Genomic DNA, 24,560 nt, shown 5'->3' on the forward strand with positions numbered 1-24,560 from the left:
GCGCTTGAATTCCGAGCCCCGCCAACCTCACCTTACGGTCAGGTGCGCGCGCCGCGCCGCTGCCCTATGCTTGGGCGCTCACTGGTGATGACAGGTCTAGTCCATGGCACTCGAATTCACGCCTTTGCATCCCTTGTTCGTCGGCGAAGTGCGCGGTGTGGACCTGCGCCGCGTCGAGGACCGCGCCACGCTCGATGCGATCCGCGCCGGCATGGACCGCTACGGCGTGCTGGTGTTTCGCGAACAGCCCTTCACCGACAGTGAACAGCTGGACTTCGCGCAGCGCTTCGACGGCGCGCTGCATGCCAAGACCGGCTCGGCGGCGCTGGGCGCCAACCGCTTCGGCAACGAGGCCCTGACCGACATCTCCAACGTCGACGAGCACGGCGCGGTGCTGGCGGCCGACGATCGTCGCCGCCATTACGGTCTGGCCAATCGCCTGTGGCATACCGACGCCTCGTTCGAGAATCCGCCGGGGCGCTATTCGCTGCTGTCGACGCGCGTGCTGCCGCCGGCCGGCGCCGACACCGAGTTCGCCGACATGCGCGCCGCCTACGACGCCTTGTCGCCGGCACTCAAGGCCGAGCTCGAAGGCCTCACCGTGCACCACTCCATCGCCTATTCGCGCCAGACCCTGGGCTTCGATTTCTCGCCCGGCGAACTCGAAAAGCTCAAGGGCGCCGTCCATCCCCTGATACGCCACAGTGCGGTCACCGGCCGTCGTGCGCTGTACCTGGCGTCCCATGCCTCGCGCATCGTCGAGTGGTCGCTGCCGGAAGGCAAACTCATGCTGCGCGAATTGATGGAACATGCCACCCAGACGCAGTTCGTCTACCGTCATCGCTGGCAGCCGCACGACCTCGTGATCTGGGACAACCGCACGACCATGCACCGCGCCCGACCGTTCGAGGATCAGAAACACCGACGCGAGCTGCGCCGGGTGACGACGCTCGACATCGCCTGACGCGCCCGCCCGTCCCTCCACGAAACGCCGAGGATAACCAGCCATGTCCGTCCCTGCCCGCCGCGCTCGCCTCGGCGTCGTGCTCTCCACCGTCACCGCCGGTCCGCCGCAGGAATTCGTCGACATCGGGCGCCTCGCCGAGCAGCACGGTTTCGACTCGGTGTTCGTCAACGAAGGGCGCGGCGATGCACTGGCCTGCGCGCAGGCGATTGCCAGCGCCACCCGCGAGCTGACGGTCGGCACCAATATCGCCAACATCTATTTCCGCCATCCGTTCCTGGCCGCGTCCACCTGTCGCACCATCGCCGAACTGCACGGCGGGCGCCTGCGCGTCGGTTTCGGCATGAGTCACCGCGGCCTGCTCGGTTCGCTAGGCATCGACATGGGCGACGCGCGCAGCCATCTGCGCGACTACGTGGCCTATGTGCAGGACGGGCTCGCCGGCCGCGCCGGCTCGGGCTTTCTGCAACAGCCGGCCTCCAGCGCACCGGTGCGCGTGTACGTGGCCGCCAATACCGTCGAGAGCGCGGCGGTGGCGGGCGAAGTCGGCGACGGCCTGATGCCGTTCCTGTCGCCCATGAGCTACCTGCCGCGCCTGGTCGCGGCCGCGCGTGACAGCGCCGCGCGCCACGCGCGCGCGCTCGATGAATGCACCTGCGTGCTCAGCATTCCGACTTTCATCAGCGATGACGCCGACGCCGCGCTGTCCGCGGCGCGCTACAACCTCGCGTTCTTCGCGCTGCTGCCCAATTACCGCCGGCAATGGCGGCGCGCGGGCTTCGGCGCCGCCATGGACGCCATACGCGCGCTCGGCCGCGACGCGAGCCGCGCCGCGGCGGTCAAGCACATTCCCGATGAACTGGTGCGCGAGGTGTGCGTGTTCGGCAGCGCCGCACAATGCCGCGCGCAGCTCGACGCGTTCCGCGCCGCCGGCGCCGATCTGCCGGTAATCGCCGTCAGCCCGGTCAACGAAGACCGCCTGGTGGCGACGCGCAAGGCGATCGTGGCGCTCGCCTAGGGCGCGACAGCGGCGCGTTGCCTGTCGCGCGGGCCGCCTATATGCTCGCCGGGCACCCCGCCGCGGGAGCGTCGCCTCACGGTGACGATGCGGCCGGGCATCATCACCGCGGGGAAAGTCCATGGCCAACACGCCGAAATTCGCTCATGCCGTTCTCATGACCAACCGTCGCGATGCGATGCGCGACTGGTATTGCGCGGTGCTCGACGCGCACGTCGTCTACGAAGACCCGATGATCTGTTTCATCACCTACGACGAGGAACATCATCGCCTGGCCTTGTTGAACCCGCCGCCCGACGCGCCGTTCGCCGAGCGCGCGCCGCATAGCGTCGGTCTCATGCACACCGCTTACACGTTTGCCGATCTCGGCGCCTTGCTCGCGCGCTTCGAGTCGCTGAAAGCGCGCGGCATCGAACCGAAGGTGCCGATCCAGCATGGCGTCACCACCTCGCTCTACTACCGCGACCCCGACGGCCAGTTCGTGGAAATGCAGGTCGACAATTTTGCCGACGCGGCGAGCGCCACCGCCTACATGCGTGGCCCGGAATTCGCCGCCGACCCGGTCGGGCCGGTCTACGACCCGCAGCGCATGCTCGATGATTTCAAGAACGGCGTGCCGGCGCGCGAACTGCAGACCCGCGCCTGGGCGCTGGCCGGCGCGCCCATGCCCCATGCGCTGGCCTTGTTCGCCAGCGCCGACTGAGCGACCGCGCGCGCCGCACGGCGCGCCCATTCCAATCGAACAGGGAGACCGCGCGTGTCCGTCGCTTCGAGTACTTTTGATTTCGATATCCCGGTATTGATCGTCGGCGGCGGCGGTTGCGGCCTGACCACTTCGCTGATTCTTTCCGACCTCGGCGTCGAGCACCTGCTCATCGAACGCCACGCCGGCACCTCGATCCTGCCCAAGGCCCATTACCTCAACCAGCGCACCATGGAAGTGTTTCGCCAGCACGGCGTGGCGGACAGCATCTACGCGGTCGGTACGCCCATGGCGCAGATGAGCAAGGTGCGCTGGCGCACCTCGCTCGGCGGCGATGGTCCGCTGGACGGCAAGACGTTTTACGAGATCGACGCTTTCGGCGGCGGCAAGGTCGCACCGCTGTATGCACGCGACAGCCCCTGCCCGTCCTGCAACTACCCGCAGATCCGCCTCGAGCCGCTGTTGCGCCGACACGCCGAAAGTCGCGCGCCGGGCAAGCTGCGCTTCGGCCATGAACTGCTGTCTTTCACGCAGGACGGCGACGGCGTCACGGCGCTGGTCAGGGACGTGGCGGGCGACTGTACTTACAGCGTGCGCGCGCAGTACATGGTGGGCGCCGATGGCGGCAAGACCGTCGGACCGGCGCTGGGCGTGGAAATGTCGGGCCTCAAGAACATCGCGCGCATCGTCAGCTCACACGTCAGCGCCGACCTGTCGCCGTGGTGGGACGATGCCTGCCTCATCACCTGGTTCATCAATCCCGATCACGGCGGCACCTTCGGCAGCGGCGCGATGGTGCCGATGGGCCCGACCTGGGGCAGGCACTCGGAAGAATGGACCATCCACTTCAATTTCAATCCGGACGACCCCGAGCAGATCGACGAGGTGAGCGTGCTGCCGCGCCTGCGCGCGCTGCTGAAACTGCCGGACACGCCGATGACGGTGCACAAGGTCAGCCACTGGACGCTGGAGGGCGTGCTCGCCGATCGCTACCAGGTCGGCCGCGTGTTCCTGGCCGGCGACGCCGCCCACCGTCATCCACCGACCACCGGCCTCGGCCTCAACACCGCGGTGCAGGATGCGCACAACCTGGCGTGGAAGCTGGCGGCGGTGGTGCAGGGTCGCGCGTCGGCGAGCCTGCTGGACAGCTATGCGAGCGAGCGCCAACCGATCGGCCGGCGCAACGTCGACTGGGCGATGTTCACGGCGCTGAACCACGCGGTGCTCGACGCCGGCATGGGTTTCTCGCCGCTGCACAGCGATGCCTTGCGCGCCGCCAACTTCGAACTGTTCTTCTCCGACACGCCGATGGGCGCCACGCGTCGCGCGCGCGCCGCCGAGGTGTTCGAAACGCAGCGCACGGAATTCCAGGCGCACGATCTCGAGCTGGGCTTCTGCTACACGCAAGGCGCGCTGCTCGATGACGGCACGCCGCCGCCGCTGCCCGATCCCATGGGTGGTGAATACCACGCCACGACCCATCCCGGTCATCGCCTGCCCCATGCCTGGCTGCGGCATGCCGGCGAACGCCTGTCGAGCCACGATCTCGCCGGTCGCGACGGCGCCTTCGTGCTCATCACCGGCAGCGACGGCGCCGCCTGGCGGGACGCCGCCACCACGGTGTGCGCGCGCCTCGATGTCAAACTGGTGCAGGCCACCATCGGCGCGGGCCAGGCCTACGACGATGTCGATGGCCGCTGGGCGGCGTTACGCGAGATCTCGGACCAGGGCGCAATCTTGGCGCGGCCGGACAATCACGTCGCGTGGCGGAGCCTATCTGGGGTGGCGGATGCCGAGCGCACGCTGGAGGCGGCACTGCGCGAGTTGCTCGGACGCTGACGGGTGTTTCGACGACCGCGTGGTTCGCAGGCGCGGCTGTCAGACTGAAGTCTGACCCACAATAAGTGCCCTCGGCCCTGTGGGTCAGACTTCAGTCTGACACTCCAAATGCCTTGGCCCCTGTGGGTCAGACTTCAGTCTGACACTCCAAATGCCTTGGCCCCTGTGGGTCAGACTTCAGCCTGACACTCCAAATGCCTTGGCCTCTGTGGGTCGTACTTCAGTCTGACACTCCAAATGCCTTGGCCCCTGTGGGTCAGACTTCAGCCTGACACTCCAAATGCCTTGGCCCCTGTGGCTCGTACTTCACTCTGACACTCCAAATGCCTTGGCCCCTGTGGGTCGTACTTCACTCTGACACTCCAAATGCCTTGGCCCCTGTGGGTCAGACTTCAGTCTGACACTCCCGGGCGTTCATGATTTCGCCCCTGAAGGACCGGCGCAGGAACATATTCAGTCACGCGAATTCCACGCCGAGCCGTCACCGCCCGGGCCCACGTTGTGGCGCGCGAACACCGCGGCCATGTCGGCATACAGCGCCTCGAGCGCCGCGATGAAGGGCTCGCTGAAACCCTTGGTCAAATCCACCTGGCGCAGACGCGTCAGTTGTTCGTCGAAATAAATCGTGTCGCGGATCTGATGACACAGCGTGCCGGGTGCGACCGCCGTGAGATCGGTGCGTGGCGGCACGACGTACTGCAGGGCGCGCTCGCAGGCCAGCCACGCGCTGCGCAGACGCGTGGAAATCTCGTGGATGGCCTCCATCACCGCCAGCGAAGAACGCAGGTCGATGGACTCGACCAGCGACAGGCTGCCCTCGGCATTGTCGAGCGCGCCGTGCTCGTGTCGGAACAGGTTGTCGATGGCGAGCGCGGTGCGGGTCTGCATGGTGGCGTCGAGCCGCGCGCGCGCCGCGTTGAGTTCCATCAGCATGGAACTGTAGCGCTTGTGTTCGTTGGCGACCGCCGTCTGCGCTTTCATGTCTTGCAGCGTGATCACCACGCCATCGAGATAGTGGGCGGCGAGCAGCGGCGCATGCTTGCGCAGCACCGCGCCGCATTCGGCCAACAGCGTATCGTTCGAGATCGCCGGCGCCAGTGGCGGGCCGGCCTTGGCGCGCCGCGCGCCGGACAGTGACAAGAGGTAGTTCAGCGCTTCTACGGTGTCTTCCTCGAGGCCCAGCAGTCTCACCACCAGGCCGTGGGCTTCGCGCTGACGTATGCGGCCGAACACCGAGCTGCGCTGGCGCTGGCCCTTGATGACCGACACGAAGAACACCAGCACGCCGGCGCCGGGCGTCGCCCAGCGTTCATCGACGGCGCTTGCGTGATCTTCGAATTCGAGCGTCATGCCGTCGCGCGCGATGTCGCGAATGAGCATCGGCATCACCTGCGGGCCGAGCCCCGCGACCAGCGCGCGGATCGCAAGGCGGCTACGCGCGGGCGGCGTGGCGGACGGGTTGTCGGAGTGTGCGGCCATGGGCACCGGCTGTGGCGTTGTCGTCAGGCGCTGCGATTATGCACCCGTCGGCGCCGCACTAGCACCCACAGCGCGGCGCCCAGTTCGAGCACGGCCGCCGGCAGGGGTACCGCGCTCGGCGCCGAACCCGGCACGGGTGTGCCGGACAGGTCGAGGCTGATGGGCGGACCGTTGATACCCGGCCGCGTGATGGGCCCGAGCGTGCCGCCGTCGAGCGGCTCATCCACCACCACGCCGGTGGGTGGCGGTGTCGGCGTCAAGGCCGCACCGACGAAGGCGGTGGTGGCGATACTCATCGCCACGCCGGGCCGCGCGCTCGAGAACACCGTGCCGGTATAACCCACGACGTCGACGAAGCCGGCGTGGAAGGAATTGCGCCAGTCGCCGAGGCCGGTGGCAGTCAGGCCGGCGTTGAGCGGATAACCCTCGGCGGCGCTCGACAGGACGGGCGCGTTGTCGCGAAAGTACTGCACATGGCCGGCCAGTTCGTCGTGCAGGAACGAGTTCGGTTGCGCCCACCAGCGATCGGCCACGGCCGGGAATTCGCCGTCGAGCAAGGCGACGATGCCGAGCCCGTTGCCGCTCGCCGCCCAATTCACCATGTTGACCAGGTAGCCGCGCGCGCCGTCCCACAGGCCACAGCCGGAAAACGCCGCGCAGTTGCCGGAGTCACCGCGGATGGCATGGAAATCGGCGTCGGTGCCGGAAATGAAGGTGCGATCGCCGCGCGCCGCGCTGATGGCTGCGCGATTGTCGAGTATGGCGTCGTAGTTGGGCGTCGCCAGCGCGCCGCCCGGCGCATTGGTGCGAAAGGCCTCGCCGCTCTCGGTCACCAGCACGTCGTAGGCGCTGAAATCGGGCGTCGGGCTGTGGTTGTCGAAGAAGGTGAGATTCCAGGCCAGGCCACTGCCCTGCGGGTAGCCGGGCGCCAGGTTGGCGATGCTTTGAATGCCGCTGTCGGCGCCGCGATATTCCGACAGCGGATCGGCGTAGGTGTACCACAGCACGTTGATGGCGGCGGCCTCGGCCGAGCCCAATGCGCCGAGCAACGGCCACAGCGCCAGCCATCGCATCGTCGCCCCTGTCCTGAGTGAATGCGCCATGGCGGCACGCTAGCGCATTGTCGCGCGGCGCGAAACCTTGGCCGCTTCGATGACGCAATCATTTGCACTATGCTCAGCGTCCGCCCAGTTCGCGAGCAGAGGGAGCCCCATGCAGCTTCCCGAAGGCCTGATTGCCGTCGTCAAACAGGATTGCCCGACCTGCGTGCTGGTCGACCCGGTGCTGAAAGCAATCGAGGCCAGCGGCGCGGCCTTGACGGTCTACGTGCAGGATGAACCGGACTTCCCCTCGACCCGCCGGGTGGTCGACGACCGGGATCTCGAAGCCTCCTATCGCCTGCGCATTGAAACCGTGCCGACCCTCATCAAGGTCGAGGGCGGCCGTGAAGCGGCGCGGGTGGTGGGCTGGGAGCGCGACGAGTGGCGGGCGCTGACCGGCCTGCCGTCGCTGGGCGAATCCCTGCCGGGGTATCGCCCCGGCTGTGGTTCGCTGGCCGTGCAGCCCGGCATCGCCGAACGCCTGGCCCTCAAGTACGGCGACTTCGCCGTACGCTCACGCGAGGTGGAAGTACCGGCCCTCACCGACAGCATCGAATACTGCTACGAACGCGGCTGGAGTGACGGCCTGCCGGTGGTGCCGCCTAGCGCCGAACGCATCTACCGCATGTTGCAGGCCACGCGCCGTGCGCCCGACGAAGTGCTGGGCCGCATGCCGCCGCTGTTGACCGAATGCACGGTCGAGAAGGTCGCCATCAACGCGGTGCTGGCGGGCTGCAAACCCGAATACCTGCCGACCGTGCTGGCGGCGGTGGAGGCAGCGCTGGATCCGGCCTTCTGCCTGCACGGGCTGCTGGCCACCACCTGGTTCTCCGGCCCGATGATCATCGTCAACGGCCCGCTGCGCAAAGCGCTCGGCATGAACTGGGCCGGCAACGTGCTCGGCCAGGGCAATCGCGCCAATGCCACCATCGGCCGCGCGCTGCAGCTCGCGGTGCGCAACATCGGCGGCGGCAAACCGCAGGAGACCGACATGTCGACCTTCGGCCATCCGGGCAAATTCGGTTTCTGCTTCGCCGAAGACGAAGACACGCCGTGGACCACGCTCGCCGAGGACCGCGGCCTGTCGCGCGCGCAGTCGTCGGTTACGCTGTTCAGCGCCGATGGCCCGCTGGGCTGCGCCGATCAGAAATCGCGCACGCCCGAAGCGCTGGTCTATTCGCTGGCCGGCAGTCTGCGTGGCTTGAACCACGTCGACATGATCAATGGCGCCGACGCGGTGGTGGTGATAGGTCCCGAACACGGCCGCGTGTTCGACCAGGCCGGCTGGAGCAAGGCCGACGCCACCGCCGCCCTGCATGAAGCGACGCGCATCAAGGGCGTCGATCTCGGCATGGGCACCGCGCCGGGCGCCGCCGGCCAGGCAGGCGACGGCCTCGCCGCGAAATTCCGCGCCGGTGGCCTGACCCTGGTGCGCGCCGGCGGTCAGGCCGGCATGTTTTCCGCCATCATTCCGGGCTGGCTGGTGAAAGGCGAGCTCGGTACCGACCCTGTGACCCGGGAGATCCGTGCATGACAGACATCCTCTACGACCCGACCGGCGAATTCGCGCCGCTCGCGCGCGCGCCGCTCGCCAAGCCGGCGAGCCTCGCCGGTCTCACCATTGGCCTGCTCGATATTTCAAAATCGCGCGGCGACGTGTTCCTCGATCATCTCGATCGTCTGCTCGGCGCCGAGGGCCTCACCGTCAAGCGCTACAAGAAGCCGACCTTCACGCGCCCGGCGCCGCTCGAACTGCTGCAGGACATCGCATCGAACTGCGATGTGGTGGTCGAAGGCCTGGCCGACTGAGGCTCGTGTACGTCGTGCAGTTTGCAGGACATACGCGAACTCGACAGTCGTGGCGTGGCCGGCGGCTTCATCGCCTCGGAAGCGTTTCGCGGCGCCGCCCAGGCGCAGGGCACGGCGTGGGGCTTCCATGCCGACAGCCTGTTCGTCGCCCATCCCATCCAGGACAGGAGCGACGATGAGATGCGCGCGCTGGCGGACCAGGCGCTGGCCGAAGTGAAAGCGCTGATCTGCGCGGCGCGCTGATCTGCTGTAGGTGCGATTTCAATCGCACATTCGTCTTCGTATCGAAGCCGAGTGTGCGAATGAATTCGCACCTACGAGGCTCGCAAAACTAATTCACGAGCGAAGATTGTGCGGTCGCGGCGCTTGCCGCTATGCTGCCGGCCATGGGTATACAAGTCAGTGGGCGTCTGCACGCCATCTTCGAGACCAAGCAGGTCACCGAGCGATTCTCCAAGCGCGAGTTCGTGCTCGAGCTCAGCGACAAGTCGCAATATTCGCAATACGTGCTGTTCCAGTTGACCGGCGATCGCGTCACGGCGATCGATGCCTTCAAGCCCGGCGACCAGGTGCGCGTCGACTTCAGCCTGCGCGGCCGTGAATGGACCAGTCGCCAGGGCGAAGTGAAATACTTCAACAGTCTCGACGTGTGGTCGGTCGAGGCCGAAGGCGCGGGCGGCGGCCGTGGACGCGCGCGCGATGACGAGCCGCCGGTGCCGACCCACGAGCCGGTGTTCGACGACGACATTCCATTCTGAGTGACCTCACTAGGGCGGCGTGCATGGCGCGCCGCGTCGCGCTTCCACGCGCTGGCTGAACGTCATGTTCTTGCCGCCCATCTTGACCGTCAGCACGCCCACCAGCGCAGCGCCGCTGTCGTCGATGCTGGCGGTACCGCTGGCGACCCGCGCACTGGCACACACCAGCACGTACTCACGACGCTCGCCGTCGCCGTTCGCGGTCAGTTTCGGATAATCGAGACGACAGCCGCGCAGCGCGTGCTGATCGAGCACCGGGAACAGGCCATCGGGCGCCTCGTCTTTCACGCAGCGTGTGTGGTTGGTGACCTGCCGCCGCATTTCGTCGAGGTGCGGCATGACCATGGTCGCGGCGATGCGGTAGCTGCGCGCCTCAGAAGCGCATCGGGCCGGCGACGCGGCGCCGATGCCGATGAGCAGCGTAAGCGTTGCAAGGAGGGGCGAGCACGCCCGGCGGAACGGGGGGGGCATAGGCGAGTGTCCACGCTCGAAAACCACGCGCAAGCATGACAGGTCGCGCGCCGCGCGCCGTCCCGTTTCTTGTCATTGCCCGGCGCCGCCGACCACGCGTAAGGTGACCGCCAAGTCCCGGAGATCTCCATGAGCAAGCGCGGCAGTGTGGCCACCGGCGCCGCGGGCGCCGACCATGACGGCTCACGCCGCCGCTGCCTGCGGGCCATGGCCGCGGCGGGCCTGGCCTTGGGCATGACGCCACGTCTGGCGTCGGCGGATGCGGCGCGCGTGGCGCTGTTCGTCAGCGACACGCTGGCGAGCTACGGCTTTGCGCCGCCCCATCCCTTTTCGACCACGCGCCAGGCGAGCTTCCTCGCCGCAAGCCTCGAGCAAGGCCTGCTCGCGCACTGCCAGCCCTTGTCGGGGCGCGGCGCCGATCGCGACGAGCTGACGCGCTTCCATACCCCGGCCCATGTCGAGCGCGTCATGCACGCCGAGCAAAACGGACTGGCCGCGCTGGATGAAGGCGATACGCCGGTCTTCCCCCGCATGCATGCGATCGCCGCGAGCGTGGTCGGCGCCGCCCTCGATGGCATGCGACGGGTGGTGACCGGCGAGTTCAAACGCAGCCTGCAGCCCATCGGTGGTCTGCACCACGCGGCGCGCGATCACGCCGCCGGCTTCTGCGTGTACAACGACGTCGCGGTGGTCATCGAAACCCTGCGCAAAGTGCATGGCATCGAGCGCGTCGCCTATATCGACATCGATGCTCATCACGGTGACGGCGTTTACTACGGCTTCGAAACGGATGCCGGCGTGATCATCGCCGATGTCCACCAGGACGGCCGCACGCTGTTTCCCGGCAGCGGTCACGCCGATGAGCGTGGTCGCGACGGCGCGCTCGGCAGCAAGCTCAATATCGAACTGCCGCCGCGCGCGGGCGATCGCGAATTGATGGCCGTGTGGCCGCGTATCGAGGCGCATCTCGACGCGCATGCGCCGCAGTTCTTCATCCTGCAAGCCGGCGCCGACAGCCTGGCGGGTGACCCGCTCGCGCAGCTCGAGTACACACCGACGGTGCACCGTCATGTCGCAACGCGCCTGTGCGCTCTGGCGGCGCGCCACGCCGATGGGCGCCTGATGGCCTTCGGTGGCGGTGGTTATGCGCCGGCCAACCTGGCGGCAGCCTGGACCGCGGTGCTGTCGGTCCTCGTCAACGCGTGACCTGGAACGAAGCTTTCATGCGATTGGCGTGCGGGTCGCAGAGGTAGGTGTAGGTGCCGGGCTTGAGGGTCACGGCCCAGCTACGCGTTTCGACGCGCGCGACCTGGGTGGCGCGATTGACGCCGGGCCCGACCAGGCGGAAGTTGTGATCCGAGGCGCGATCCCTGACCGTGACGGCGTAGCTGCCGCGCTTGAGGGTGACGACGCGCTTGCCGGCCTTCTTGAGCGTGATGGTGAAGCCCGGCCCGACTTCGGCCACCAGCTTGATGGGCGCGGTGGCGGCATCGACCTGGCCAGCAACGCCCGCCAAGGCCATCACCAGCAGCGCCACACACAGCGCGGCGCCTGACGGTCGAAGAAGTTTCAAACCAGGCATGGGGCCATGGTAGGCGCGCACGCCGAGTGTGGCCACGGCCCGACGCGTCGGCACCGCCGAACTGTGATGTCCTGGACTGATTGGGCCGCGTGCGCGCCGCTTGCAGGGCGGCCGGCGCTCGGCTATCTATCCACCCAGGCGCCGTTGCGGGCAGCGGCCCGTGGTGTAGATTGGGGGTTGCGCGGTTCGCGACCGTCACCACGCGCGGAGGACGTCCATGCTCAAAGCCCTGGTTTTCGATGTCGACGGCACGCTCGCCGATACCGAACAAACCCATCGCGCCGCCTACAACGCGGCCTTTGTCGAACATGGCCTCGGCTGGTACTGGACGCATCAGCGCTATGCCAGCCTGTTGGCGGTGAGCGGCGGCCAGGCGCGGCTGCGCCATGCCATCCGCAGCCAGGCCATGGGCAACGCCGAGCGTACGCGGCTGCTGCGCCTGGTGCCGGCCCTGCATGCGACCAAGACCCGTCTCTACAGCGAATTCGTCGCCGCCGGCCGCGTGCACCTGCGGCCCGGCATCGCGCGCCTGATCAGCGAGGCGCGCGCCGCCGGCCTGCAACTGGCGCTGGTGTCGTCGACCACGCCGGCCAATATCGATGCCTTGTTGAGCGCCAACCTCGGTGACGCGGCACGCGGCTGGTTCCGTGTGCTGGCCAATGGCGAGCATGTCGCGCAGCGCAAGCCGGCGCCGGATATCTTCAAGCTGGCGCTCGCGCAACTCGATCAGCCGGCGGTCAATTGCGTGGCCTTCGAAGACACCGCGGCCGGCGTGGCGGCCGCCGCCGCGGCGGGTCTCTTCACGGTCGGCCTGCCCAATGCCTGGAGCGCCGGCCACAGCCTGCGTAACGCGCAACTGGTGCTGGAACACCTGGGTGAACCGCAACAGCCGCTGGCCGGCGCCGAAGCGGCGCGGGTAGGCGGCGAGTACCTCGGCTTGTTGTCGCTCGCGCGCCTGCAGCAGGCGTGGCTGAAGGGGCGGCCTGGCGTGAGCTCCACTTTCACGCACTGACGGCTACGTCACCCAGGTCTCATCGCCCTGTAGGCGCGAATGAATTCGCGCCTACAGGGCGTGACGGTCGATGTAGCGCACGATGCGTTCGAGCGCGATGCGCAGGCGTTCGGGCGACTGCGCGAAACACAGGCGAAAATGCTCGTCGCTGCCGGGGCCGAAGGTGTAACCCGGCGCCAGGCCGACGTTCTCCTCGGCCAGCACGCCCTCGACGAAGGCCAGCGAGGAGCGCAGGCCCGCAATGCGCGGGAAGGCATAGAACGCACCTTCCGGCGTCGCCAGTTCGACGCGCGGATGGGCGCCCAGGATCTCCATCACCGCGTCGCGGCCGGCGCGGTACTGGGCGCGCAGGCTTGCCACCAGTGCATCGCCGTGTTCCAGCGCCGCCACACCCGCGCGCTGCACGAAGGACGGCGCGCCGGTGTTGAAGCATTCCGACAGCACCGCCATCTGCGTCGCGTAGCGGCGCGGCGTCACCATCCAGCCCAGGCGCCAGCCGGTCATGGTGAAGGCCTTGGAGAAGCCATTGACCACGATCAGCGGATCGTCGTCGCTCGCCACCTCGAGAAACGAGGGCGCCGCTTCGGCGTCGTACACGGTGCGGTGATAGACCTCGTCAGCGATGATGACGATGCCGCGCTCGCGGCAGAAATCCAAGAGTTCGCGCTGCGCGTCGCGTGACATCACCCAGCCGGTGGGATTGCACGGGCTGTTGATAAACAGCGCGCGGGTGTTGGCGCGCACGGCGGCGCGCAGATCGTCCAGCGCCAGGCTCCAGCCACGCTCGCTCCAGCGCTGACGCACGGTGCTGAAGCTCGCGCCGGTGACCTGGTAGGCACGATCGATGTTCGGCCAATGCGGGGTGACGATGAGGCCGTGCTCGCCCTTGTTGAGCGTCATCTGGGCCGCCATGGTGATGGCCAGCATCGACGAGCCGGGCACGGTGATGCGCTCGACGTCGACCTCGAGGTGGTAGAGGCGGCCAAGATAAGCAGCGATCGCCTCGCGCAGCTCGGGACGACCGCGCGGGTTGGAATAGAACGTGTAGCCTTCGTCCAGCGCCTGCTTGGCGGCGTCGCGAATGAAGTCGGGCGTGACCAGGTCGCCCTCGCCGAACCACAAGGCGATGACGTCCGGATCGCCGAGCCGCTTCAGGGCGACGCCGGTGATGCCGTTCTGCTCCAGCGCTTCGATGTCCGCACGCAGCATGCCCATGGCGCCGCTCCTTGTGGTCAGTGCGGCAATCTAACCAGTCGCGGCATGGCGCTCAAGCCATGGCGGCGAGCGCCGGGCAATCAGTGCGGGTGCAGGCCGTCCACCAGGCGCGAGAGCGCGTCGGTGTTGTAGATGCGCAGGCCAATGCCGTCGACGTCATGATCGGCGCTGTGGCCGACCCAGCACACTTCACCGTGCAGATCGATGTCGAGATCATCGACGCGGCAGCGCAGTTCGATGGCATCGCCGCGCATGAAGGACTCGGAGGGCGCCCAGCCGGGCTTCAGGAACACGCCATGGCTCGAGGTATCGAGCACTTCACCGTGGCGGGCGCGACGGCCATCGCTCCAGGCGGTGCCGACGTTGACGGCGCGGCGCGCCGCGAGGCGGCGCTCATTGACGGAAAGTTCACCATGCACGGATGCCATATCCCCTCCAATGGATTGATTCACTGTCGGGGATATAGCGGCGCCGCGGACCTCGGCTTGACGATCACTGGCTGCGAATTCAATCGCAGGCCATGGACCACGCGCCGTGCGCGAATGCAATCGCGCCGACGGCCGAGGGGCTGCGCTTTACTTCTTGGCGGCGAGCGGATTGACGAACTCGGTCTGGAAGCCGAGTTTGCGCATGCCGGCCAGGCAGGTTTCGCAGTCTTCCTCGATGGTGCCGCCGCTGGCGCCGATGCCGCCGATCACGTCGCCCGCCTCGTCGAAAATCGGGTAGCCGCCACCGACCATGCAGATGCGTTCATCGGTGTGCTGCAGACCGTAGCCGAATGCGCCCGGCAGCATGACATCGCGCACCATGTCGGTCGGACGCTGGAAGGCAACTGCCGTCCAGGCCTTCTTGACCGCGATCTCGATGTTGGCGATGCGGCCCTTCTCCGGGCGCAGCGCGCCGCGCAGGTTGCCGCCCATGTCCACCACGCCGATCGACGACGGGCGTCCTTTCGATTGGGCGTAGGCAATGCCTTCCTTGAGCAATACGTCGAGTTCGGCCAGTGTCAGTTCGCGCATGGTTCTAAATCCTCTCGTGAAATGCAGAATGCTGTTATCGGTCGCCACTGAGGGCTGGGGCGGTACCCTACTCCGAGTCACGACCCGACCGCCAGTACCGGCCGGTCACTGTCAGGCCGATCATCGGCGATGCGTGTCGATTGGTTACACTCGCATCATGCCTGCCATCGTGCTCGCCATGATTGTCGTGGCCCTGATTGCCGCGTTGTTCGTGCCCGCCGCCTTGCGTCGGCGGCGTCGTGCTCGCCATTTCGACGTGAAGCTGCCGGCCGAGTGGACGCGCCTGCTCGACTCGAACGTGCCGCTGTACCGTCAACTACCGCCGGGTTTGCGTGCACAATTGCACGGCCACATGCAGGTTCTGCTGCGCGAGAAACAGTTCATCGGTTGCAATGGACTCGCGATCAGCGACGCCATGCGCGTCACCATCGCCGCCCAGGCCTGCCTGCTGCTGTTGAATCGCGAGACCGATTACTTTGGCGGCTTCAGCAGCATCCTCGTGTATCCGGAATCGTTCTTCGTGCCCGTGGTTCATCGCGACGGCGCGCTGGAAACCCACGAAGAACAATTGCGCAGCGGCGAATCCTGGCAGCGCGGACCGGTGGTCCTGTCGTGGACCGACGTCGTGCATGGCACGACCCTGGCGGGCGACGGCCACAATGTCGTGCTGCATGAGTTCGCGCACAAACTCGATGAAGAGAATGGCGAGATGGATGGCGTGCCGGCGCTGCCGGATGCCGACACCCAGCGCGCCTGGATCGACGTGCTGGGACGCGAATTCGACCTGTTGCGCCTGCGCGCGCGCAATGTCACCGATGGCGTGCTCGATGATTACGGCGCGACGTCCGCGGCGGAATTCTTTGCCGTCGCGACCGAAGCGTTCTTTGAACGGGGCGCGGCGATGTCAGCCGCGCATCCGCGCCTCTACGAAACCCTGCGCGCCTATTACCAGGTCGACCCGGCGAGCTGGCTGCCACCGGCCGACGATTGAAGCGCGGCGGCGGGAGCCGGCTTCAGGCTTCCAGCGCCGCGCGCAGCGTCGTCATCATGACCTTGTCCACCGCTTCGCAATCGAATTTGCGATTGACGATGGAGCGATTGGTCAGACCTTCGAAGATCGCCAGCACCACGTCGACGATTGCTTCGATGGAGGTGTCGTTGCGTACGCCGCGCGCCGCGCGGATGTAGCGCACCTGCTCGGTGACTGCGACCCGTATGGTTTCGTCGGCTTCGTATACCGCCGCCGCCACCGCGGTGTTGCGCGCGGTTTCGGCCAACACCTCCAGCCACAGTTCGACGAAGTCGACACGCGTGCGTTCGCGTGCGGCGATGCGAGCTCGCTCGGCGATGAGCGGCACGACGTCGAGGTTGGTCGGATAGGGTTGTAGCAATTCGAGCCACCGCACCACCATGCGCTCGACGATACCCCTGACGATGGCCTCCTTGTTGTCGAAGAAGTGGTATATGTGTCTGGGGCTCATGCCGGACAGCTTGGAAATGCGCGATATGCTGGCGCCATGAAAACCTTCCCGGGCGAAGCATTGCGATGCGGCGTCGAGGATCTGTTCGCGTCTGCCCTTGGCACGTTGCGAGCGTCCCGACTCTCCCCCGGTGAACTTTTCGTCGGTCATAAACATCTCAACTCCCCTGAAGCGATGGGGCTAGTCCGAAATACTCCATTCGGGCTTCCCCTTTAGTTAGTTATTTTTTCGGAATAGTCATTCCAACCTTGACGGGCTGTCAACGCGAGGATAGATTGAACGAACATTCTAGAACGAACATTCAATCTAAGAACTGACCCGCTCAGGGCGGCGGCGAGCCGACACGGCCAGGCCCTGGAGCAGAATGGATGGGCGGCGAGTGGCCACAGGCGCCCCGCCCTCGTCGTAACGGAGACAGAAGACAGTCCAGCGAACCGATTTCGAACAGCCCGAGCCCGCCTGCCCCGGCGGCTCATACCGTTCTCCACCGAGGTACACGATGTAGGGCGACGAAGGCGTTATTTCACGGCGTGGTTGCACCCCCTGCGACTACGACGGGCCTTCGAGTCCTGGAACCCCGTAACCCTCGCATTCAAGGTGCGGCCCGTGATTCTCACGCCGCACCTATTTTTTTGCCCACGATTCGTGCTCGATCTGTCCGACGCGACTTTCACGGCCACTCATGCTGGGGCATGCTGGGTCGCACCCAGGCCAGGCACGCCGCCTCACACCATCGGAGCACGTCATGAGCGAGTTGGACATCAACGAGACTTTGCGCGACCTCGAGAGCGGTCGCCTGCCGGATTGGATCAGCGAGCATTTGAAGGTCTACCGCGAGAGCGGCGGGCGCGAAGGGCATATGTTCGACGCGCGCTTCGCCGGCGGCGGCGCGGCGGTGCCGACCCTGCTGCTCACCACCCGCGGTCGACGCAGCGGCGAGCTACACACCATGCCGCTGATTTACGACGCGGTCGACCGGGCTTACGTGATCATCGGCTCCAAGGGCGGCGCGCCGACGCAACCCGCCTGGTATCACAACCTGTGCGCCGAGCCGCGCGTCGAACTGCAGGTAGGCCACCGAGATCTTCGCCGCCATGGCGCGCACCGCCGAGGGCGCCGAACGCGCGCGCCTGTGGCAACACATGGTGACGGTGTATCCACCCTTCGCCGATTACCAGGCCAAGACCGGGCGTGAAATCCCGGTGGTGGTGCTGGAGCGCGTCTAGCGACGGCGACGCAGCCTGGCCAGCAGGGCGAGCGCCGATCCCAGCATCGCCAGGGACGGCGGTACGGGCACCGGGGTGGTGCCGAAATTGCCGGACGTGCTCTCGATCACGACATCGGGGATCACGTCGCCGGCCAGCGTGGTGACGATGATGTTGATGATCGCCGTGTGACTGAAATCGGCCAGCACATGGGCGCCCGCATCGACGCGCGAGACGAAGAAGAACAACGACGAACTCAGGTCGAACTGCGCGTCGCCCGTGAACTGGAACGAGATCGGCAGCTTGAAATCGACCACCGTCTGATCGGTATTGAAGGTCGCGAACTTGTTGGCGCTGAGTTTATTCAGCGGAGTGATGGAAAACTGCGCGTTGACCACGCCGTCGGTGCCGCTCACTTCCAACAGACCGTCGATATCCATCTCGGCCGTGACGATGTAGGGATCGGGAGATGGCGCCACGATGTTGATGGTGTCGCGCAAGGTCGCGTTGACGCGCATCAAGGGCACCTCGCCGCCGAAGGGCCCGCGCAAGGTATCACCGCTGGTATTGGTGATGGCGCCGAAAATGGCGAGCTTCGGCACACCGATATCGGCAAGCGCGGAATACGACCATACGCCCGGCAGTTCGTCGGCTACCGACACCGAGGTGCGGGCGAGCGGCGCGCCCGACTCCGCGTCGGACTCCAAGGAGCCTGACGGCGGCGCGATCTCCTTGCTGGCGCTGCCATTGACGATGATCGCTGGCGCCGCCTGCGCTTGCAACGAAAGCGCGATGGCCGCCAGGCCTGAACAGACGATGAGACGAATATAGTTCACGACGGAGCCCTTCCTTTTTCTCTGGTGTCGAGATGTCGCCAGCGACACGCGGTCCTGGCGTGCTTAACGATATGCGCCTACATGAAGCGCCAGAAGCGGCGCGCGGGTCAATCGAGGCGCACCGGAAAATGCGTGATGCAGGTCCGCTTCCGATATACGAAGCACGACCATTACCGCAATTCGAAGACCGCGTGAGCCGCCTGTGGTGGAAGCTTGGTGCGCGCTGGCGCGCGCAGTGGCGCACCCGCCTGCGACACGTTCCCAGGCCTGAGTGAGCGAATGAATTCGCCGCTACTGCGTCTTTGTCGGCGGAGGGAAGGCGGTGCCTAGCCAGCCTTCGAGGAAGCGTGTATCGATGTTGCCGGCCGCGACTTCGGCATCCGCGGCCAGCGCCGCATGCAGCGCGATGGTGGTCGGCACGCCTTCGATCGCGAGCGTCGTCAGCACTTCGCGCAGACGCGCGAGACAGGCCTCGCGATCGGCGCCGTGCACGATGAGCTTGCCCAGCAGGGAATCGTAGAAAGGCGGCACGGTGTAGCCTTCGAACAGCATCGAATCAAAGCGCACGTGCGGCGCCCGCGGTACGACGAGGCTCTTGATGGTGCCCGGTCCGGGCATGAAGTTGCGCGCCGGATCCTCGGCATTGATGCGGCATTCGATGGCGTGGCCTTCAATCACCACGTCGTCCTGCTCGATGGATAGGCGCTCGCCGCCGGCGATGCGGATCATTTCGGCGACGAGATCGAGGCCGGTGATCATTTCCGTCACCGGGTGTTCGACCTGGATGCGGGTGTTGACCTCGATGAAATAGAACTCGGTGGAGGCGCGGTCATAGAGGAACTCGACCGTGCCCGCGCCCTTGTAAGCGACGCGCGCGGCGAGCTTGACCGCCGCCGTGCACATGCGCGCGCGCACTTCGCTCGGCAGATCGAAAGCCGGCGCTTCTTCCCACACTTTCTGACGGCGACGCTGCAGCGAACACTCGCGCTCGAAACAATGCACGAAGCGCTGACCGTCGCCGAGGATCTGCACTTCGACATGGCGCGCGCTTTCGATCATCTTCTCGACGTACAGGCCACCGTCACCGAAAGCGGCGGTAGCCTCGGCGGCCGCCTGGGGAAACTGCCGCGCGAATTCCTCCGCGCCATGCACCACGCGTATACCGCGACCGCCGCCGCCGGCCGCCGCCTTGATCATCACCGGATAGCCGATGCGATGCGCAAGCGCCAACCCGGCCTCGACGTCGGCGAGGCGCGCGGTGCTGCCGGGCACGGTCGGCACACCGGCTTCGGCCGCTAACTGGCGCGCCGCGACCTTGTCGCCCAGCAAGCGAATGGCGTCGCCATCGGGGCCGATGAAGGCCAGCCCGGCGGCGGCCACGGCATCGGCGAAGTCGGCGTTTTCGGCCAGGAATCCGTAGCCGGGGTGCACCGCATCGGCGCCGCTGGCGCGCGCCGCGTCGATGATGGCGTCGATACGCAGGTAGGATTTGGCGGCCGGCGCCGGCCCGATCTCGATGGCCTGGTCGGCCAGGCGCACCGCCAGCGAGTCCTTGTCGGCGACGCTGTGCACCTGCACGGTTTCCACACCCAGCGCGCGGCAGGCGCGATTGATGCGCACGGCTATCTCGCCGCGGTTGGCGATCAGTACACGACGAATGTTCACTCGCTGATCTCGGCCAGCACTTGCTCGGCGTCGATAGCTTCGCCGTCTTCGACCAGGAAGGTGATGGCGCCGCCGGCATGCTCGGCGGTCACTTCCTGGAAATTCTTCATGACCTCGACCAGGCCCAGCACGTCCCCGACCGCGACCTCCGCCCCGTCTTCCTTGAACGGCGGCGCATCCGGCGCGGGCCGTCGATAGAAAGTGCCCGGAAGAGGCGACAGGACCTCACGTTTGCTCATGCTTTCCTCCTGGTCTCGAGTCAGTCTTGCGCTCGATGGCGCGCCGCGATTATGGCATTTTCGCGCGCCGGCGCGCCCCGCCCGCGCATGGCGCCAAGGCGTTACACTGCGGCGGAAATTCGCCGACCTCAGCCTCGATGCAACCCTGGAGACCCGTCATGCGTTCGCTGTTGCCGCTACTCACCGCGTTCACGCTTGCGCTCGTGATGCCGCTCGCCCCGGCCCGCGCCGACGGCAGCCTGGCCGATGCCTACGCGATCATCGCCGGCAAGAAACGCGTCGAACTCACCCATGCCTTCGGCCCCGATACGCCGGTGTGGCGTGGTTTCGGCCAGGCCGCGATGGGCGCGGCGGCCGATCCCGACACCCATCGGCCCTACACCATCGCCGAACACGGCTTTCGCACCACTTTCTACGCGATGGTCGGCCAGTACGGCACGCACATCGATCCGCCGGCGCACTTCGATGAGAAGGGCCAGACCATGGACGACATTCCGCTCGAGGAGATGTTGTTGCCGCTGGTGGTGTTCGACATCACGCCGCTGCTGGCCAAGGATCCCAATCACGCCCTCGGCGTGGCCGACATCGAGGCCTGGGAAAAAGTCCATGGCACGGTGCCCAGGGGCACCTTCGCGGCGCTGCGCACCGACATGAGCCGCGACTTCGACAGCGCGCCGGAACGATTCAAACGTGCGCCCTTTCCCGGCTGGTCACGAGCGGCGGTGCAGTTCCTCGTCGAGCAACGCGGCGTCGTCGCCATCGGCCACGAGTCACTCGATACCGATGCCAGCGACGACTTCGCCGCCGAGGCATGGCTGTTGAAGCACGGTCGTTGGCAGATCGAAGCGATGGCGAACCTCGACCAGGTGCCGGCCACGGGCGCCTTGATCGCCGTGAGCTGGCCCAAGGTCAAACGCGGTTTCGGATTCCCGGCGCGGGCCTACGCGATTCTGCCTTGAACCTGGCGTAGGCTGACGCTCTCAAGCAAGCGGACACCTGCCATGCCCATCACCTTCAAGAGCAAGTATTCGCCTGACGTGCTGATGCTCGAAGCGGTCGCGCGCGAACTCATCCATCTCATGGGTCACAGCGGCACGGTACCCGGCTCGCTCGCGGCAGAGGACATTCCCGCCGCGCTGGCGAGGCTGGAAAGCGCCCTCGACGACGGCGCGGGTCGCGCCCTCGACGCCGATACGCGCCGCGCGGACGATGACGAGGACAAGCGCGACCGAGCGGTCAGCGCCGCGCACCGCGCCGGTCCCCTGCTGGCCATGTTGAAGACCGCGTACAAAGAACACGAGCACGTGATCTGGGAACACTGAAGGAAGCTCTGATTAAGCAACAAAGCTGCTCGGGCGCGGTGTCGCGTGCTCGCTCGCTCCTCGCCTATCTATCTGATATGTCTCGTCACTCGCTGCGCGGCTCCTAGCGCGCGAGCATGCTCGCTACGCTTGATCAGAGCTTCCTGAAGATTTGCGTGTCAGCCTGAATCGCGTATCGAGCGCAAAGGGCTGCCATCGGCGCGCGCCACCAGGCGCGTGACGGCGCGCGTGGTGTCGCCGAAGGTCGGCAGCCAGCAGGAATGACGGCCGAAGCCGCCCACCACCACGATCAGGAGATCCTCGGGGCACTTGATGACAGGCTTCATGTCCTGGTCGGGAAACAGGTCGGGAAACATGCCGGCCATGCCGCCGCGCTGCCACAACGAGCGCGGCAGCCGCACCTCGTCGAACACGAATTGGCGGATGGCATCCTTGCTCCAGCCGTCGGCCGCGAGGATGGCGGCATGCTCGGGCCCGAAGGCGATGGTCGGCTGACCGTAGAGATAGGCGTTGTTGCTGCCCATGTCGCTCATCGCGCCCTGCAGGGTGGCGAGTATGCCGTCGGCCTTGTCGCTGACGTGATCGTTGAGATTGTGCGGGCCCTCGGCACCGGTCACGGTGACAGTCGAATCTTCGGCGTCGAATCCGCGCTCCACGTGCAGCGGCGGCCACGGACTCTCCGCTTCGTTCTCGGCGATGCAGTAGGCGTACTTGGCGGGTTGACCCTGGGTCGAGCGATCGAGCACGCCGGCGGCCGCGCCGCCTACGTTCAAGAGAATGAGCCTGACCGCGCGACCGATGGTGGCATTGGCGCGCGCGCCGGGGCCGAACGCGCCATAGCGCGCATTGATGCCAAGCTCGCGCGCCAACGGGCCGTTGACGATCACGCACGGCGCACAGGGATGGGTGGTGGCCTGCACCGCGAACAGGTTGAAGGCCGGCGTCAGCATCGCTTCGACAGCCGCCAGCACCACCGGAAAATATTCCGGCCGGCAACCCGCCATCACCGCGTTGATGGCGAGGATCTCGGGCGTGACGATGCCGTGCCTTGGCGGCATGGTGCCGAGTTCGAGACCCGGCGCGCGATCGCAATAGCGCAGCATGGCGTCGACCCGTGCACGGGTCGGCGCCACCACCGGCAGGCCGTCGCTCCAGCCGCGCGCTTCGAATTCGTCATCGAGCGCGTCGACATCGAGTTCGATGGTGTTGCTCATGGTCGCACGGCGTCGCTGAGGCCGGGGTCGTAGACGCAGGCTTCGTCTGTGCACACCGCGCCGCCTGCCATGCGCTTGTCGGTCAAGGTGAGGAAACGTGCGCCGTGGCGCGCGGCAAGCGCCGCCGCGCTGTCGGTCAAGGCGCTCAGCACTTCATCGGCGATGGCCTCGGCCTTGGCCCGCACCAGCGCGCTGTCATTGCCCGCCAGCGGGTGCGGGATCGGCAGCAAGGGCAAGGCGCCCAAGCCGAGCACCTCGGCTTCGGCGCGCCCCAGCGGGCCGAATTCGTCACTGCAGATCACCGCGGTCGGAATGCCGGCGGTTTCGAGCACGATCGAGTCATGGACACTCCACGACGTACAGGAGCCTCAGTCGGAGATTGCCAGCACCACCGCGTCGCAGGTCTTGAGATGGGCCATCACGCTGTAGGGCGCCGCCGCCGTGGCGTTCTTGGCCGCGCTCACCGCTTCGAATTGATGGCCACGCGCGCGCAGCGCCGCGGCCACTTCGCGCAGCAGCGCGCCGGCGTTGGCCTTCATGTTGTCCAGCCAGCCGATGCGTTTGCCGTTCAGCGACTCGAGGCGTGGCGCCAGCGGCCGTGTCTCGACGCGCGTGGCGGCGACCGGGATCAGGACTTCGACTGTCGACATGGCGGGCCTCGCGCTGAAACTGGATGGAGCTATTGTGGGGCGCGGCGCACGCGGCTGCCAAGCCGTTCAGCGCCGAGCCATCGCGCCCTTGAGCTTGGCGCTTTCAATCAACAACACCGCCGCAACCACCAGGCCTATGCCCAGCAGCTGGCTGTGCCCCAGGCGCTGATCGAGCAGCAGGTAACCGAGCACCACGCTGGTGACCGGTTCGATGTTCATGATGAGCGAGGTCTTGACCGGCCCGAGCTCCGCCACCACCACGAACAGCGTGATGATGCCGAACGAATAGAACAGCGGCGCGCCGATGAATGCGGCCCAGGCCAAGGGCGTGTGCGGCAGTTGCACACCGCCATGCACGATGGCGATGAGCGCGAAGATGGTGATCGCGGTGGCAAGCATGTGCAGCGTCACGGGTCGCGAATCGCCGCCGCCACGCACGCGCGCGCTCATGGTCATGACGACGGTGACGCCCACCGCGCCGGCCAGCACCAGGGCAATGCCGAGGCGATGGAGCCTGGCGCCGAACACGTCCAGCGCAAGCAGGATGCCGCAGAACGCAATCACCAGCGCGGTGGCGGTGCGCGCGCTGAAGGCTTGGCGTCCGCTCCACCATTCGATCAGGCCGACCAGGATCGGAAAGCTGTAGAAGGTCGCCACCACCAGGCCCACCGGCAGCCATTGAATGGCCTGCAGCACGCCGAACGAATAGCTCGCGAACACACAACCGATGAGCACGGCGCCGCGGCGTCGCGCTGGCGGCAGGCGGCGCGGGATACCGCGCATCGCAAGCAGGGCGTAGAGCAGCACGAAGGCGGTGATGGAGCGCGCCAGCAGCACCGCCAGGGGCGTCGCGCCGCCGCGATAGGCGAGTGCCGCGAGACTGGTATTGCTGGCGAAGGACACGCCGACCGCGAGCGCCATGATGACACCGCGCCAGTGCGTGACGGCCGGCGCGATGGGCGACGCATGCTGCATGGAG

The 24,560-nt window shown here is 66.8% G+C and carries 28 protein-coding genes and 1 pseudogene; 14 read left to right on the forward strand and 15 right to left on the reverse strand.

Annotated features, from left to right (window positions below):
* Positions 1–103 precede the first annotated feature (103 nt).
* The 4 genes from IPM80_09735 (at position 104) to IPM80_09750 (ending at position 4,524) form a co-directional block, all read left to right on the forward strand.
* Positions 104–964 (forward strand): TauD/TfdA family dioxygenase, encoded by an 861-nt coding sequence (locus IPM80_09735; protein MBK8958698.1) that lies wholly within the window; start codon positions 104–106, stop codon positions 962–964.
* A gap of 43 nt (positions 965–1,007) precedes the next feature.
* Positions 1,008–1,982, forward strand: a complete 975-nt coding sequence (locus tag IPM80_09740) for an LLM class flavin-dependent oxidoreductase (GenBank protein MBK8958699.1) — start codon at positions 1,008–1,010, stop codon at positions 1,980–1,982.
* 121 nt (positions 1,983–2,103) lie between these two features.
* Positions 2,104–2,685 carry a VOC family protein gene (locus tag IPM80_09745; GenBank protein MBK8958700.1) on the forward strand — a complete coding sequence of 194 codons (582 nt, stop codon included), beginning with the start codon at positions 2,104–2,106 and terminating at the stop codon, positions 2,683–2,685.
* Positions 2,686–2,772: 87 nt separating this feature from the next.
* Positions 2,773–4,524: an FAD-dependent monooxygenase gene (locus IPM80_09750; GenBank protein MBK8958701.1), complete on the forward strand. Its 1,752-nt coding sequence runs from the start codon at positions 2,773–2,775 to the stop codon at positions 4,522–4,524.
* Between the two features lie 453 nt (positions 4,525–4,977).
* Here the strand turns inward: IPM80_09750 and IPM80_09755 are convergent, their stop codons facing one another.
* Together IPM80_09755 and IPM80_09760 are read right to left on the reverse strand one after the other, a co-directional pair.
* On the reverse strand, positions 4,978–6,003 hold the full coding sequence (locus IPM80_09755) for a DUF1631 family protein (GenBank protein MBK8958702.1): 1,026 nt from the start codon (positions 6,001–6,003) through the stop codon (positions 4,978–4,980).
* Between the two features lie 23 nt (positions 6,004–6,026).
* On the reverse strand, positions 6,027–7,076 hold the full coding sequence (locus tag IPM80_09760) for a PEP-CTERM sorting domain-containing protein (GenBank protein ID MBK8958703.1): 1,050 nt from the start codon (positions 7,074–7,076) through the stop codon (positions 6,027–6,029).
* Between the two features lie 139 nt (positions 7,077–7,215).
* On the opposite strand from IPM80_09760, the gene IPM80_09765 reads away from it, so the two are divergent.
* The 4 genes from IPM80_09765 to IPM80_09780 all read left to right on the forward strand — a co-directional run bounded on the left by IPM80_09765 (position 7,216) and on the right by IPM80_09780 (position 9,670).
* Positions 7,216–8,637 carry a thioredoxin family protein gene (locus IPM80_09765; protein ID MBK8958704.1) on the forward strand — a complete coding sequence of 474 codons (1,422 nt, stop codon included), beginning with the start codon at positions 7,216–7,218 and terminating at the stop codon, positions 8,635–8,637.
* The gene (locus tag IPM80_09770; protein MBK8958705.1) at positions 8,634–8,912 is read left to right on the forward strand and encodes a hypothetical protein; all 279 of its coding nucleotides are present in this window, start codon (positions 8,634–8,636) and stop codon (positions 8,910–8,912) included. Before IPM80_09765 ends, IPM80_09770 begins: the two co-directional genes overlap by 4 nt.
* A gap of 21 nt (positions 8,913–8,933) precedes the next feature.
* Complete coding sequence (locus IPM80_09775) at positions 8,934–9,155, forward strand: hypothetical protein (GenBank protein MBK8958706.1); 222 nt, start codon at positions 8,934–8,936, stop codon at positions 9,153–9,155.
* 143 nt (positions 9,156–9,298) lie between these two features.
* Positions 9,299–9,670, forward strand: coding sequence for a DUF3127 domain-containing protein (locus IPM80_09780; protein MBK8958707.1), 372 nt, complete (start codon positions 9,299–9,301; stop codon positions 9,668–9,670).
* Positions 9,671–9,679: 9 nt separating this feature from the next.
* Here IPM80_09780 and IPM80_09785 read toward each other — a convergent pair whose 3' ends face one another.
* Positions 9,680–10,015: a hypothetical protein gene (locus IPM80_09785; protein ID MBK8958708.1), complete on the reverse strand. Its 336-nt coding sequence runs from the start codon at positions 10,013–10,015 to the stop codon at positions 9,680–9,682.
* Positions 10,016–10,270: 255 nt separating this feature from the next.
* Here IPM80_09785 and IPM80_09790 point away from each other — a divergent pair, with 255 nt between their 5' ends.
* Positions 10,271–11,347: an acetoin utilization protein AcuC gene (locus tag IPM80_09790; GenBank protein ID MBK8958709.1), complete on the forward strand. Its 1,077-nt coding sequence runs from the start codon at positions 10,271–10,273 to the stop codon at positions 11,345–11,347.
* On the opposite strand, the gene IPM80_09795 is transcribed toward IPM80_09790, so the two are convergent.
* A complete protein-coding gene (locus tag IPM80_09795) occupies positions 11,337–11,759 on the reverse strand; it encodes a hypothetical protein (protein ID MBK8958710.1) in 423 nt (140 codons plus the stop codon). The genes IPM80_09790 and IPM80_09795 overlap by 11 nt on opposite strands.
* A 181-nt stretch (positions 11,760–11,940) precedes the next feature.
* Between IPM80_09795 and IPM80_09800 the strand changes: the two genes are divergently transcribed.
* The gene (locus tag IPM80_09800) at positions 11,941–12,735 is read left to right on the forward strand and encodes an HAD-IA family hydrolase (protein MBK8958711.1); all 795 of its coding nucleotides are present in this window, start codon (positions 11,941–11,943) and stop codon (positions 12,733–12,735) included.
* Between the two features lie 51 nt (positions 12,736–12,786).
* On the opposite strand, the gene IPM80_09805 is transcribed toward IPM80_09800, so the two are convergent.
* The 3 genes from IPM80_09805 to IPM80_09815 form a co-directional block, all read right to left on the reverse strand.
* Positions 12,787–13,950 carry a pyridoxal phosphate-dependent aminotransferase gene (locus IPM80_09805; protein ID MBK8958712.1) on the reverse strand — a complete coding sequence of 388 codons (1,164 nt, stop codon included), beginning with the start codon at positions 13,948–13,950 and terminating at the stop codon, positions 12,787–12,789.
* Positions 13,951–14,030: 80 nt separating this feature from the next.
* Positions 14,031–14,378 (reverse strand): PilZ domain-containing protein, encoded by a 348-nt coding sequence (locus IPM80_09810; GenBank protein ID MBK8958713.1) that lies wholly within the window; start codon positions 14,376–14,378, stop codon positions 14,031–14,033.
* 147 nt (positions 14,379–14,525) lie between these two features.
* The gene (locus IPM80_09815; GenBank protein MBK8958714.1) at positions 14,526–14,969 is read right to left on the reverse strand and encodes a heme-binding protein; all 444 of its coding nucleotides are present in this window, start codon (positions 14,967–14,969) and stop codon (positions 14,526–14,528) included.
* A gap of 157 nt (positions 14,970–15,126) precedes the next feature.
* Here IPM80_09815 and IPM80_09820 point away from each other — a divergent pair, with 157 nt between their 5' ends.
* A complete protein-coding gene (locus tag IPM80_09820; GenBank protein MBK8958715.1) occupies positions 15,127–15,960 on the forward strand; it encodes a zinc-dependent peptidase in 834 nt (277 codons plus the stop codon).
* A gap of 22 nt (positions 15,961–15,982) precedes the next feature.
* On the opposite strand, the gene IPM80_09825 is transcribed toward IPM80_09820, so the two are convergent.
* The gene (locus IPM80_09825; protein ID MBK8958716.1) at positions 15,983–16,600 is read right to left on the reverse strand and encodes a TetR/AcrR family transcriptional regulator; all 618 of its coding nucleotides are present in this window, start codon (positions 16,598–16,600) and stop codon (positions 15,983–15,985) included.
* Positions 16,601–17,195: 595 nt separating this feature from the next.
* On the opposite strand from IPM80_09825, the pseudogene IPM80_09830 reads away from it, so the two are divergent.
* Positions 17,196–17,676 (forward strand): annotated as a pseudogene (locus tag IPM80_09830) (nitroreductase family deazaflavin-dependent oxidoreductase).
* Here the strand turns inward: IPM80_09830 and IPM80_09835 are convergent.
* The 3 genes from IPM80_09835 to IPM80_09845 form a co-directional block, all read right to left on the reverse strand.
* The gene (locus tag IPM80_09835; GenBank protein MBK8958717.1) at positions 17,673–18,491 is read right to left on the reverse strand and encodes a hypothetical protein; all 819 of its coding nucleotides are present in this window, start codon (positions 18,489–18,491) and stop codon (positions 17,673–17,675) included. The pseudogene IPM80_09830 and the gene IPM80_09835 overlap by 4 nt on opposite strands.
* Positions 18,492–18,782: 291 nt before the next feature.
* Positions 18,783–20,156, reverse strand: coding sequence for an acetyl-CoA carboxylase biotin carboxylase subunit (locus IPM80_09840; protein MBK8958718.1), 1,374 nt, complete (start codon positions 20,154–20,156; stop codon positions 18,783–18,785).
* Positions 20,153–20,395 carry a biotin carboxyl carrier domain-containing protein gene (locus IPM80_09845; GenBank protein MBK8958719.1) on the reverse strand — a complete coding sequence of 81 codons (243 nt, stop codon included), beginning with the start codon at positions 20,393–20,395 and terminating at the stop codon, positions 20,153–20,155. The genes IPM80_09840 and IPM80_09845 overlap by 4 nt, the downstream gene beginning before the upstream one ends.
* 158 nt (positions 20,396–20,553) lie before the next feature.
* On the opposite strand from IPM80_09845, the gene IPM80_09850 reads away from it, so the two are divergent.
* Positions 20,554–21,354 carry a cyclase family protein gene (locus IPM80_09850; GenBank protein MBK8958720.1) on the forward strand — a complete coding sequence of 267 codons (801 nt, stop codon included), beginning with the start codon at positions 20,554–20,556 and terminating at the stop codon, positions 21,352–21,354.
* Between the two features lie 42 nt (positions 21,355–21,396).
* Positions 21,397–21,717 (forward strand): DUF1840 domain-containing protein, encoded by a 321-nt coding sequence (locus tag IPM80_09855; GenBank protein ID MBK8958721.1) that lies wholly within the window; start codon positions 21,397–21,399, stop codon positions 21,715–21,717.
* Between the two features lie 158 nt (positions 21,718–21,875).
* Here the strand turns inward: IPM80_09855 and IPM80_09860 are convergent, their stop codons facing one another.
* From IPM80_09860 to IPM80_09875, 4 genes are all read right to left on the reverse strand, one after another.
* The gene (locus tag IPM80_09860) at positions 21,876–22,931 is read right to left on the reverse strand and encodes a hypothetical protein (GenBank protein ID MBK8958722.1); all 1,056 of its coding nucleotides are present in this window, start codon (positions 22,929–22,931) and stop codon (positions 21,876–21,878) included.
* A complete protein-coding gene (locus tag IPM80_09865; protein MBK8958723.1) occupies positions 22,928–23,263 on the reverse strand; it encodes a hypothetical protein in 336 nt (111 codons plus the stop codon). Before IPM80_09865 ends, IPM80_09860 begins: the two co-directional genes overlap by 4 nt.
* A 36-nt stretch (positions 23,264–23,299) precedes the next feature.
* Positions 23,300–23,581: a hypothetical protein gene (locus tag IPM80_09870; protein MBK8958724.1), complete on the reverse strand. Its 282-nt coding sequence runs from the start codon at positions 23,579–23,581 to the stop codon at positions 23,300–23,302.
* A 66-nt stretch (positions 23,582–23,647) separates the two neighbouring features.
* The gene (locus IPM80_09875; GenBank protein ID MBK8958725.1) at positions 23,648–24,556 is read right to left on the reverse strand and encodes a DMT family transporter; all 909 of its coding nucleotides are present in this window, start codon (positions 24,554–24,556) and stop codon (positions 23,648–23,650) included.
* Between the last annotated feature and the right edge of the window lie 4 nt (positions 24,557–24,560).

The sequence above is a fragment of the Pseudomonadota bacterium genome (assembly GCA_016719885.1).
In the GTDB taxonomy this organism is placed as follows: domain Bacteria; phylum Pseudomonadota; class Gammaproteobacteria.